This is a genomic window from Acidobacteriota bacterium (assembly GCA_030949985.1).
Classification (GTDB): Bacteria; Acidobacteriota; Polarisedimenticolia; order J045; family J045; genus JALTMS01.
The window spans coordinates 20,298-32,226 of record JAUZRX010000064.1 but is presented as its reverse complement, the minus strand read 5'-3'; the positions used below and the strand labels follow the sequence as shown (position 1 = coordinate 32,226).

Annotated in this window: 11 protein-coding genes; all 11 read left to right on the top strand. The window is 63.9% G+C overall.

Annotation, left to right across the window (positions count from 1 at the left end; genetic code table 11):
- Positions 1 to 3 precede the first annotated feature (3 nt).
- The gene (locus tag Q9Q40_13275; GenBank protein MDQ7008192.1) at positions 4 to 1,221 is read left to right on the top strand and encodes a type II secretion system F family protein; all 1,218 of its coding nucleotides are present in this window, start codon (positions 4 to 6) and stop codon (positions 1,219 to 1,221) included.
- Positions 1,222 to 1,237: 16 nt separating this feature from the next.
- Positions 1,238 to 2,866: a GspE/PulE family protein gene (locus Q9Q40_13270; protein MDQ7008191.1), complete on the top strand. Its 1,629-nt coding sequence runs from the start codon at positions 1,238 to 1,240 to the stop codon at positions 2,864 to 2,866.
- A 57-nt stretch (positions 2,867 to 2,923) separates the two neighbouring features.
- Positions 2,924 to 3,940, top strand: a complete 1,017-nt coding sequence (gene pilM, locus Q9Q40_13265) for a pilus assembly protein PilM (GenBank protein MDQ7008190.1) — start codon at positions 2,924 to 2,926, stop codon at positions 3,938 to 3,940.
- Positions 3,937 to 5,274 carry a hypothetical protein gene (locus tag Q9Q40_13260; GenBank protein ID MDQ7008189.1) on the top strand — a complete coding sequence of 446 codons (1,338 nt, stop codon included), beginning with the start codon at positions 3,937 to 3,939 and terminating at the stop codon, positions 5,272 to 5,274. The genes pilM and Q9Q40_13260 overlap by 4 nt, the downstream gene beginning before the upstream one ends.
- Positions 5,271 to 5,960 (top strand): hypothetical protein, encoded by a 690-nt coding sequence (locus Q9Q40_13255; protein MDQ7008188.1) that lies wholly within the window; start codon positions 5,271 to 5,273, stop codon positions 5,958 to 5,960. The genes Q9Q40_13260 and Q9Q40_13255 overlap by 4 nt, the downstream gene beginning before the upstream one ends.
- A gap of 3 nt (positions 5,961 to 5,963) precedes the next feature.
- Positions 5,964 to 6,641, top strand: a complete 678-nt coding sequence (locus Q9Q40_13250) for a hypothetical protein (GenBank protein MDQ7008187.1) — start codon at positions 5,964 to 5,966, stop codon at positions 6,639 to 6,641.
- Between the two features lie 39 nt (positions 6,642 to 6,680).
- Entirely contained in the window at positions 6,681 to 9,128 is a 2,448-nt protein-coding gene (locus Q9Q40_13245; protein ID MDQ7008186.1) for a cohesin domain-containing protein, read from the top strand.
- Complete coding sequence (locus Q9Q40_13240; GenBank protein ID MDQ7008185.1) at positions 9,125 to 9,607, top strand: type II secretion system protein; 483 nt, start codon at positions 9,125 to 9,127, stop codon at positions 9,605 to 9,607. The genes Q9Q40_13245 and Q9Q40_13240 overlap by 4 nt, the downstream gene beginning before the upstream one ends.
- 26 nt (positions 9,608 to 9,633) lie before the next feature.
- Positions 9,634 to 10,023: a type II secretion system protein gene (locus tag Q9Q40_13235; GenBank protein ID MDQ7008184.1), complete on the top strand. Its 390-nt coding sequence runs from the start codon at positions 9,634 to 9,636 to the stop codon at positions 10,021 to 10,023.
- A 72-nt stretch (positions 10,024 to 10,095) separates the two neighbouring features.
- Positions 10,096 to 11,133 carry a hypothetical protein gene (locus Q9Q40_13230; protein ID MDQ7008183.1) on the top strand — a complete coding sequence of 346 codons (1,038 nt, stop codon included), beginning with the start codon at positions 10,096 to 10,098 and terminating at the stop codon, positions 11,131 to 11,133.
- A gap of 11 nt (positions 11,134 to 11,144) precedes the next feature.
- A complete protein-coding gene (locus Q9Q40_13225) occupies positions 11,145 to 11,906 on the top strand; it encodes a type II secretion system protein (protein MDQ7008182.1) in 762 nt (253 codons plus the stop codon).
- Positions 11,907 to 11,929 lie beyond the last annotated feature (23 nt).

Below are 11,929 nucleotides of genomic sequence, written 5' to 3'. Positions count from 1 at the left end.
GCGATGCCTGACTACCGCTGTCGGCTCGGCACCCCCTCGGGAGAGATCGTCGAGCGTGATTACACGGCCAGCGATCCCCAGACCCTCCGTCGGGAACTCGAGCGCCAGGACTTCCTGGTTCTGGGGATCCAGCGGCGGTCGGCGGTTCTCACCGCCATGGGTGACCTTTTCCGGCGCAAGAAAAAGGTCAAGGTAGGGGACTTTCTGATCTTCAACCAGCAGTTCGCGGCTCTCATCCGTGCCGGCCTGCCGATCACCGAGGCGCTGAGCCTGCTGATCGAGCGGCGGAGCAATCCCGTGCTGCGCCAGGTGCTCGAGGATGTGCGGGACCGGGTACGAACGGGAGAGTCCCTTTCGGAAGCCTTTGGCGCCCAGCAGGCGATTCCCGGCCTGTATGCCAGCACCCTGGCCTCCGGTGAGCGGAGCGGCGAGATCGACACGGTTCTCCGGCGTTACATCCACTACGCCCAGACCGTCTCGGGCGTACGCCGCCGAGTGGTCGGCGCGATGGTCTACCCGGCGATTTTGTTGACCCTGCTCTGTGGGATCATCGTCGTTCTGCTGGTCTATGTTCTGCCGGCTTTCCAGGGTTTCTTCGCGGAAATCGGCTCCGAAATGCCCTGGATCACCCGGATGGTGATCGCCGCCTCGGACTTGTTGCGGGGGCACTGGTTGGCGATCATCACGATCCTCTTCTTCTCCGTGACAGGTGTGACGGTGTGGAAACGAACACCCGCCGGTGCCCGGCTGCTCGAGGGATTGCTCTACCGCACCCCCGTGGCGGGGAGCATTGCCCGCCGGCTGGTGATGGCGCGCTTCTCCCGCACCCTGAGTACACTGGTCGCCGGCGGCATCCCGCTGGTGACGTGTCTCGAAATCGTGGCCCGCGCCGTGGAGACGCCGATCTACCGGGAGGCGATCGAGAGTATCACCAGCCGGGTGCGTGAAGGCGCGGCCCTGTGGGCCAGCATGGAGGAAAGCGGCCTCTTCCCCGAGATGATGGTCGAGATGGTGAAGGTCGGCGAGTCTTCCGGAGCGTTGGCCGAAATGCTCGAGCACGTGGCGGAATTCAACGACGAGGAAATTTCGGTCCAGATTCAGCGGGCCGAGTCGCTGGTCGAGCCGTTGATGCTCGTGGCGATGGCCGTGGTCGTCGGTGTGATGCTGCTGGCGATCTACTACCCGCTGCTTTCCGCTTACGCCAACAGCTCGCAGTTCTGAGACGAGGACGAAGCTGATGACCGATACGACCAATTCCGGGCAGCCCATCGCAGCCGCCACCGACACGATCAACGAGGAGGTGGAAGCCCGTCAGAGAGCCGAGCGCCTGGGGCTCGATTTCGTCCAGCTGCAGGATTTCGAAATCGATCACGAGCTTTTCGAGTCGGTGCCGGTCGAGCTGATGTTCCGCTATCACTTCATCCCTTTCCGGATGCAGGACGAGCGTCTGCAGATCGTCGTTTCGGATCCGACCGACGTGCTGATGATCGACGAGCTGGAGTTGCTGCTGGGGCACCCGGTGGACGTGTCGGTCGGCACCCGTTCGGCGATCCAGGAGATTCTCAAGCGGTCGGAGTCGTCTCAGCGGGTCCTCGACGAAGCCACCGAAGAGTTGAAGATCCAGGTCGTGCGCGAGGCCGATGACGGCGAGGAAGTTCTTTCCATCGACCGCATCACCGCCGACCAGAGTCCGATCGTCAAGCTCGTGGATTCGACGATCTTCAACGCGCTGCAACGGCGCGCCTCGGACATCCACTTCGAGACTCGTGAGCGTGAAGTGATCGTCAAGTACCGCATCGACGGCGTGCTCTACCAGGCGATGGAGCCGATCGACAAACGCTTCCACCAGGCGGTGATCTCGAGAATCAAGGTGATGTCGGAGCTCGACATCTCGGAGAAGCGCATTCCCCAGGACGGCCGCTTCAAGCTGCGGATCAAAGAGAAGACGATCGACTTCCGCGTCAGCATCATTCCCGCGGTCTACGGTGAGGATTGCGTCATCCGTATCCTCGACAAGGAGTCCGCCAGCGAGAAATTCAAGACCCTCAGCCTCGAGGTCTGCGGCTTCGAAGACGACGTCAAGGCCAAGGTCCGAAAGTTCATCGGCGAGCCCTACGGCATGTTTCTCGTGACCGGGCCCACCGGTTCCGGAAAAACGACCACGCTCTACGCGGCTCTCTCGGAGATCTACAATTCCGAGGACAAGATCATCACCATCGAAGACCCGGTGGAGTACCAGCTTCAAGGCATCACCCAAATTCCGGTCAACGAGAAAAAGGGCCTGACCTTCGCCCGTGGACTGCGTTCGATTCTGCGACACGATCCGGACAAGGTGATGATCGGAGAGATCCGGGACGAGGAGACGGCCAACATCGCCATCCAGTCGGCGCTGACCGGGCACCTGGTGTTCACCACTGTGCACGCCAACAACGTGATCGACGTGCTCGGCCGGTTTCTCAACATGAACGTCGAGCCCTACAATTTCGTCTCGGCCCTCAATTGCGTGCTGGCTCAGCGCCTGGTGCGTATGATTTGTGCGAATTGCCGGGTGCAGATGCAACCCACCGACCAGCTCCTCGAGGAGTCGGGCCTCGATCCGGCCCAGTATCGTGATCGGCCGTGGTACGAGGGGCGTGGCTGTATCGAGTGCCACGGCACGGGGTATCGGGGCCGCGAGGCGATTTCCGAACTTCTCGACCTTTCGGACCAGATCCGAGAGCTGATCCTCGATCGTCGTCCGGCGGCTCAGATCCGGCGCCAGGCGGAGGCCGAGGGGATGCGCCCGCTGCGTCAGTCCGCCCTGCTCAAGGCGATGGCCGGGAAAACGACGCTGCGGGAGATCAACAAGGTAACCTTCGTGGAATGATCCGTCGCCACCTTGGGTTTTCGAGCCCCGCTGGAAGGGGCTGACAGGATGGGAACGATGCAACTTGGGCTGGGCAACCTCGAGCACCTGGTCCCCGAGCGGGTTCGCCGGTCGGTATGGTTCCGGCCGCGCTATCCGCTGGTGGCCCTCGAGCTGAGGGAGGACGCCGTGGTGGCTGCCCGCCTCGGGCGGCGACATGGAACTTATCACCTGCTCGGACATGGGCACCGCTCTTTGCCGGAAGGGGTCTTCTCGACCTCGATGATGCGCTCCAAGGTCGGCTCGAGCCAAGAGCTGGGAGAGGCCATCAGCGAGGCGTTGACCAGGGCCGGTGCGGAAGGGGCCTCGCGGGTCTCCGTGGCCTTGCCGGATACCGTCGCGCGGGCCTTCGTGGTGGATTTCCAGGATCTGCCCTCGGCGCCCCGGGAGGTCGAGAATCTGATTCGCTGGCGGCTGAAAAAGTCGGTTCCGTTTCCGCTGGAACAGGCGCGTCTTTCCTGGGTCCAACTCGGTCGTGGGGACGATTCCAGGGCCCAGCTCCTGGTCGCACTGGCCCCCGACGAGGGCCTGTCGGTGATCGAGAACCTGGTCCGTGCGATCGGTTTGCGGGTGGGGCTGATCGACCTCTCCTCGTTCTCGACCTTCAACGCGTTGCGGGTCGACGGGCAACTCGACGATAGCCGACGCGGCGATACGGCTGTGCTCTCCGCGACACCCAGCTACTACAGCCTGATCATCCTGCGTCGTGGCAAGCTGATTTTCTATCGCGCTCGCAGTTATCATGTCCAGGGAGCCTACCAGGGCGAGGAGAGTCTAAGGGTGGTGGCTCGCGAGTTGCGTTCCAGCCTGAGCTACTACGAGGAGCACCTGTTGGGAGAGGGGCTGGCCCGTACCCTGGTGCGCGTCGTCGGGATTCAGGCTCCCGGAATTCTCCAGGTGGCGCGGGATGCCGGTTGCGGAGAGGTCGTGATGGCATCGATGCAGCGGGCCGTCGCTGAACTTCAGGCGGCTCCCGACGAGGATGTCCCCGACCTGCTTCCCGTCGTGGGCCTGGCGTTGAGGAGGGAGCCGTGAAACCGATCGAGCTCAACCTGGCCTCCAGGCCCTTTCGCAACGATCTGCCGCTGGGTGTGTTGCTCGCCCTGCTGGCGATCTCCGCGCTGGGGTTGACCGCCCACAACACCTATACCTGGATCACAGCCGACTCGCGGCTCGCGGCGCTCGATCGGGAGATGGCCGATCACGAGCAGCGGATGGCGGAGATTCAGTCGGAGGCGGATCGGTTGCAGAAGGAACTCGAGGCCATCGATCTGGATGTGCTGGCCCCCCAGGCGGAATTCGCCAATGCCGTGCTTCGCGAGCGGAACTTCTCCTGGACGCGTTTTTTCAACGCTCTCGAACAGGTGCTGCCGTGGCACACGAAACTGTCTTCGATTCGTCCGCGTTTCGATGCGGGGCGGGTCATCATCGACCTCACAGCGACCTCCCAGAACTACGACAGCTTCCTCGACTTTCAGACGGCGTTGCAGAATTCGCCTTTTTTCGACCAGGTGGTGCCCACGGGCTACGAGACGGGCAAAGGCAGCGACAACAGGATTTTCTTCTCGCTGGAATTCGCTTATGACCCCGATGTGGAGTTGGCGGCTCCCAGCCGGGAAGACGACGGCCGGCAGGCGGGCGTCGAGACCATCGTCGTGCCGGAAGAGGGCGCCGGGGACGCAGCTGTGGACCGGGGGCTGACCGCAAACGGCGGGGCGGGCTCCGGGCGAGAGGTACTGGCTGTCGATGTGCCGGAGACGGTCGAACCGGCGGCCCTGGCGGCGGAGGAGAGCGGCTCCGCGGATCCGCGCCGGGAAAAAGCCGGGAAGTCCCGCGCCGGACGGGCGGGCAAGGCCAGGGGGTCGCGGAGTCAGCGGAAGGCAGGGCGCCAACGGCGGAATGCCGCCGACCCGAGCGGCAGCGGGGGGCAAGGCGATTTCGCCGGATCGGCGGTGCTGCCTCCCGGCGGGAGCGGGGGAGCGCGGCGGATCGTCGAGCCCGCTCTCGCAGAGCGTCCCAAGGCGGGAGCATCGAAACCGAAGCGAGCTTCTGAAAACCAGGGGGCGCAAGGCCCCGACGGCAAGGACGCCAAACGGCGCCGGTTGACCCCCGAGGAACTCAAGGCCGAGCGCGAGGCCGAGGTCGTCTACGAAAACGGGGTTCCGATGATCACGCCGAAGATCAAGAGCGGGCCGCTGCCCAAGCTGCCCAAGGAAATCCGCGACCGGTTGCCTGACGGACACCCGGCCAAGGGCGACAGCGGCGACAACGGGAACGCGGATTCCGGTTCCTCCTCCGAGGGAGGGACTTCAGGATCCTCGGGATCGGGAGGGTCGGGCTCGGGCTCTTCCGGGGGAGGGCAGCCATGAGCGCCTCGACAACCACGCCGTCACCGCCGCGGGGCCGGAAGGGCCTGGCCGGGCGATTCGACTTGCGGCGTGATGGCGGCCGGATCATGGTCGTTCTCGCCGGACTGTTGGTGCTCAATCTGGCCTTCTGGTGGATCGTCGTCCGCCCCCTGCAGGAGCAGATCGAGATCAAGCAGGAGCAAAAGGCGACGGCCCGCAAGACCGAGCAGGCGTCGGCCCAACGCCTGGAGCAGATCCGGCGGGTTCACGATCACGCCCTGGCGGTGCAGCAGCATGTGCGGACCTTCTTCGATGAAATGCTCTCGGTTCGTTCGCGCCGCTTCGTCCGTTTTCAAACAGCGCTCTACGAGGTGGGGAGGGAGTTCAAGGTCCAGCCACGCCGGGCGGCGATCACGCGCCAGGAACTCGAGCAGGAAGGGATCGAGGTCTTCGCCTTCACCTTTCCTCTCAACGGTGGTTACGAGAACCTGCGCAGCTTCCTGGCGCGACTCGAGCAACTCGATCAATTTCTCATCGTTCGTGAGATCAGCTTGCGCTCGGAGGCTCGGGAGGGAGGGCGTAACCTGCAACTCGATATCGCGGTGGAGACCTACTTCAACGCGCCGAACATGAAGGAAGAGATCGAGCGTGAACGACTGTGGAAACTCAAACAGCGGCGCCGCAGCGGGCGCCGGAGGAGGCCCTGAATCATGGCGAAGTCAAACTCCTCCAGACCGCAGGTTCTTCTCCTGATCCTCCTGCTTCTCGTGGTTTTCTTCATCTGGAAGACGGGAGTTTTCGCTCCCCGCCAGGCCGGCGCTGAAAAGAGTGCCGCAGAACTCTCTCTCGGAGAGCGCCTCGACGCCCTGGCCAACTTGCCGCCGGTACTCGTCGACCGGCCGACCACTTCCGCCGACTACGCCGGGTCACGCAACATCTTCGACTACTCGACCAATCCGGAGGTGCTGCGCGAGCGGAGGCTGCAACAACTCGCCCGGGAGGCCGCCCGCAAAAAGCAGCAAGAGCGGCAGAAAGAGCTGGTCCAGCAGCGTCAACGGCAGGCTGCGCTCAACCCCCGCCCGCCGGCCCCGCCCCGCGCCGCGCCGCCGCCGGATTTCCGCTACCAGTACGTGGCCTACATCGGCCGTTTCACAGAACCCATGGAATTTCTCGCGGTTCTCACCCGTGCCGGAGCGTCCAAGGACATCAAGCGCGCCGACATCCGTACCGTGCGCGTCGGTGAAATCATCGACAACAAGTTCGTCGTCAAGAAAATCGATATCGATTCGATGACCATCGGCTATACCGATCCAAAGTTCCGCGAGAAGACCAAGACGGTCAAGCTCGTGTTGCCCAAGGGCCCCGCGTCCAAGGGGCGGCGCGGCTGAAAACGAGTTCCAATGCAAGGGGAAACCAGGGCCGTGAATATGAAAACGCGACGTCAGACTATCTTTCCCATTCTCGCAGGGCTGCTCATGGCCCTGGCGTTGGGGCTTCTTTCGGCCTGCTCGGGCGGTGCGGCGAGGGCCTCCTACGCTCGTGGCGAAGAGGCCGCTCAGCGGGAGCTGTGGGACCATGCCGTGCTGGCTTACGCCAAGGCCAGGGCTCTCGATCCCGGCAACTCCCGCTACAAGGTGGCCCTGGCCCGGGCCAAGCTGCGCGCTTCGGCCGCCCACTTCGACCGGGCCAAGCGCTACCTGGCCAATGGGCAGCTCGAGCTGGCTATCGATGAGTTGCAGGAAACCGTGATCCTCGACCCGTCGAACCAGTATGCGGCGGTGGAACTCGAAAAGGCCCTGACGGAGCAGGAGCGTCGGCGCCGTGGTCCGTCGGAGTACGACCTCGCCAGGCGGGAGGCGGCCAAGCGGGCGAAGGACTACGGTCCACCCAAGCTGGATGCCGCGTCGAATATTCCGATCGTGCTGAATTTCCCGGATTCCACCATCGGCGAGGTCTATGAGACATTGTCGAAGAGTTCTGGAATCAACTTCATTTACGACGAGAAACTGGACAAGAAAAAGAAAGTCGGCGTGGAGCTGTCCAACGTCACCTTCGAGAAGGCGATGGACATCCTGATGCTCCAGAACAAGCACTTCTACAAGGTCATCGATGCTCACACCATTCTGATCGCCGACGATACCCGGCAGAAGCGGGCCGAGTATGCCGACCAGGTGATTCGGACGTTCTATCTTTCGAATGCCGAGACCAAGCAGGTACAGACCCTGGTCCGGGCCCTGCTGGAAACCCGGCGGATTCACGAAAACCAGGACCTCAACGCCATCACGATCAAGGATACTCCGGAGGTGATCAAGATCGCCGAGCGGGTGATCAAGGCCAACGACAAGGCCAAGGGCGAAGTGGTGGTGGACCTCGAATTGCTCGAGATCAATCGCAATAAGCTCCAACGCCTCGGTCTCGATCTGAGTTCCAAGAGTCTTTCACTGGTTTTCGGAGACGGCAGTGAATCGCTGACCCTCAACGCCCTGGATGCCCTGAAGTCGAAGGCGGCCTGGGCGGTGGGGCCGGTGCCGAGCGTGTTGCTGAACTTCCTCAAGACCGACTCGGATTCGAAATCGATCGCCAAACCCCAGTTGCGGATTCTCGAGGGAGAGGACGGCAAGATCACCATCGGTGACCGGGTGCCGATTCCGGCGACGACTTTCAATACCAGCCAGACGATCGGCGGTAACGTGGTGCCGATCACCTCTTTCACCTACCAGAACGTGGGGATCATCGTCGACGTCAAGCCGCGGGTGCACCACAACAAGGAAATCACTCTCGAGCTGAAGCTGGAGATCTCCTCCCTGTCCGGAACGGTGGAAGGTACCGGCGGCGTCAGTCAGCCGATCATCGGCACCCGGACCATCGAGACGACGATTCGGCTCAAAGACGGCGAGACCAACCTTCTCGCCGGCCTGATCAAGCAAGACGAGCGTTCTTCCCTGTCGGGAATCCCCGGCCTGTCGGACATTCCCTTCCTGAGGAGGATTTTCGGGGCCAACGAGGACGCTTCCCAGACCACCGATATCGTGATGGCGGTGACACCCCACATTCTTCGGGTCCCGAATATCGAACCGATCGACCTGGTACCCCTCTGGGTCGGTACCGAGGAACGTCTCCAATTGCGTGGCGTGGCGCGTAACGCCCTGGGCGAAAGTCCCTTCGAGGGCAAGAGTCCGTGGGACGAGATCGAAAAGGAGCTCAGCGGGGAGGAGCCCACCGGGTACGAGGAGGGAGCCCCGCGGGTCAAGCTGGACGCGGAAGAGTCCGGGCGGGTCGAAGCGGGCGCCGAAGAGGCGGCTCCGCGCCGTAAACGGCGCCGGCGCAGTGAGCCGGAGGCGCTGCCCGACGACGGCGTGTTCGACGCCGATCAGCCCGACGTGGACCTGGAGGGCGGCAAGTCGGACTCCACGGCGGAGGCACGGAAAGAGGTCGAGGATCAGCCTCGGCGGCCGGCGGTGGCCCAGGTGAGGATGGCCGCCGACCGGACCCGGGTCGCCGCCGGAGAGGCCTTCGGCGTCGAAATGGTGGTCAGCGGCGCGGAGAACGTGGGACAGGTGAACTTCCAGTTGCGCTACGACCCCGCTGTATTGCGTTTCGTACCGCCAGCCGAGCCCGGCTCTTTTCTCCAGCAGGGTGGGGTGCGAGTCGACCTGCAGGCCGTGGAGAGCGCCGAGGGTGGGCTGATCGTGGTTTCCGCGGCACGGGCCGGTGACGTGGGAGCTTCCGGCAGCGGAGGGCTGGTGCGCCTGAACTTCATCGCGCTGGCTCCCGGTGAGGCGGGCTTCACGATCTCCGCCGCCAGCGTGCGATCCCCCGACAGTCGGGCCCAGCCGGCATCCTTCCGCCGCACCTCGGTGGAGGTCACGCCATGAGCGACGCCCTTCGGCAGAAAGTTTTGCGGGAGGGCGGATTCACCCTGGTGGAGCTGGTGTGCTGCACCTTTCTGCTGGCGATCATGGCCGGCATCGCTCTGCCGGTGGCCCACACCATGGAGCGGCGGGCCCGGGAACTGGAGCTGCGGCAACACCTGCGGGAAATGCGACGGGCGATCGACGCCTACCACTTCACCGTCAAGGCGGTTCCCAGCGCGCAGGAAAACGCCACCGCGGAAGGCTGGCCGGAAGAACTGGAGATCCTCGTCGAGGGGCTCGACCTGGGGTTGGCCAAGGAGGTCAAGGTGAAGTTTCTGCGCCGCATTCCGCGGGATCCGATGACCGGCGAGGCCGAATGGGGCAAGCGTTCGAACAAGCAGGACGCGGATGACGATTCCTGGGACGGGGTCAACGTCTTCGACGTCTTCTCTCTTGCCGAAGGTAAAGGGCTCGACGGCACCGAGTACAAGACGTGGTAGGCCGCGGGATCGGCATGGAGGTGAACATGCGCAAGGAACGGGGATTCACGCTGATCGAGCTGATGGTCGTCATCGCGATCATCGCCCTGCTGGTGGGTGTCGCCCTCCCGCGTTACCAGATCGCCCAGCGCAAGGCGCGTGAGGCGGTACTCAAGGAGAATCTGTTCATCCTTCGGCAGACGATCGACCAGTACTTCGCCGACAAGGGGTACTACCCCGGTGATTTGCAGGTCCTGGTGGACGAGAACTACCTCAGGCGTATCCCTCTCGATCCGATCACCAACTCCGAGGATTGGGAAGAAATCCCGGCCGACAGCGAGACCAGCCTCGATCCGACCCAGCCGCCGGGAATCTGGGATGTCAGGAGCCGGGCCTCGGGAGAGACGGTGGAGGGGCTGAGTTATGACGAGTTGTAGCGCGATTACGGCAAGGGCATTGCGGCAGGACGGGTTCCGCCCGTCGGGCCTTTAACAAGGAAGGTTGGAACCATGAACAAGCGTCTTTCGACTCTATCCCTCGCCCTGGGACTCGCCCTGGTGGGCCTGCTGACCACCGGCTGCGAGGACTCCGAGCCCACCGCCAAGGCGACCTGGGTGCTCGAGGTGACGGCCAATCCGGCCACGATCAGCGCGGGCCCCGGTGAGACGGGGCAGGCGACGGTGATAGCGGTACTCTTCGACGAGAACGGCCGCCTGCAGCCCGGAGTGGGACTGCGTTTTTCCACCACCGCGGGGAGCATGGCCAGTGGTGGCGACGTGATCGAGACCGACCAGCGGGGTGAAGCCCGCGATACCCTGTTTCTCGCGGCTTCCGATGTGGAGGCCGAGGTCAAGGTCAAAAGCGGCTCGGTCGAGGGCAAGGTGACCGTGCGCATCGGCGATCTCGCACCCCCGACCGCGGGCATCTCGATCAATCCCAGTGGCGCGGCACGGATCGGTACCGGCGTCACCTTTTCCGGGGCTTCGAGTGAGGATTTCGACGGGGAGATCGTCAAGTATGTCTGGACCATCCTCTCCAACAACCCGGATCCCACCAAGGACAATCCGGAGGTCGTGGAGACCACCAACCAGGCGATCATCCGGACCTACACCAACCCCCAGCATCTCGACGTGGGGCTGACCGTGGAAGACAACGACGGCCTGAGGGACACCACCAGCGATCAGTACGATATTTTCGCCAACCTGCCTCCCGTCGCTGATGCCGGGCCCGCCTTGGAGGGAACCGCCGGGTTGAGCGGAAAGTGCACGGTGCGGCTCAATGGCTGCTCGTCCACCGATCCCGACGGTCGCCTGGTGGCCTACCGCTGGACCTTCCAGACGATCAACGAAACCCGTTTCAATACCTGTACGTTCGATTGGCCCTTCGAGGTCAATGAGAACGGTACCCTGGTGACACTGACCGTCTTCGACAACGGTGACGGATCGACGCCGGAGTGCAACACACCGAACATCGGCACGCTCGACGACTGCCCGACGCGGAAGAACGACCAGGACACGACCACCGTGATCTGTCACCCGGCCCCCTGAAGGAGGTGTCGATGACTGCCGGCGACAAGGGACAGGGGCCTCGAGGCTGGGGGTTCCGCCTGTTGGCGGACGATCGCGGCTTCCTGCTCCTCGGCCTGGTGACGGTGATCACCGTGGGCAGCATCCTCGCCAGTGCCGCGGTGCAGGAATGGTCCGTCATCCTCCAGCGGGAGCGCGAGGCGCAACTGATCTTCATCCAGGAGCAGTACGCCGCTGCGATCCTCCGCTACCAGGAAGCCAACGGCCATCTGCCGGTGGATTTGGACGCCCTCAACGAGGTGCACGCCACCTTGGGGCTCTACCTGCGGCATCCTTACGTGGATCCCATGACGCCCGGGGCGACTCTCGAGGATTGGTGTCTGCTCAAGCTCGGTGGGGCGGGGAGGGTGGTTTCGAGTTGTTCGGCCGGCGGCGACCCCAGCCAGCTCGGGTTGGGCTCGAGTTTCAAGCTGGGCGAGCAGAGCCGTGCTCCCCGGAACCGTCCGGGCGCCGGTGGCCTGGCGGCCGGCCAGGGCATCGTCGGCGTTCATTCCAAGAGCAAGGGGCGGGCCTACAACATCCTCAAGCGCGATGAGGAGACCTACGACCGCTGGTACTACACCCTCGAGGACTACCGCAAGGAAGTCGCCGGGCGCGCCATCCCCGGGTTGCCCCAGGGCAAGGGGCCGGGAATGGGCACCGGGCAGCAACCCGGGCAGCAGCCTCCCGGCCGAATGGACCAGGGCGGTTTTGGCCGTAGCAGCGGTCGCCCCGGTCGCCGCAACAGGCGCTAGCCGTTCATGGGTACGGGGAAGCG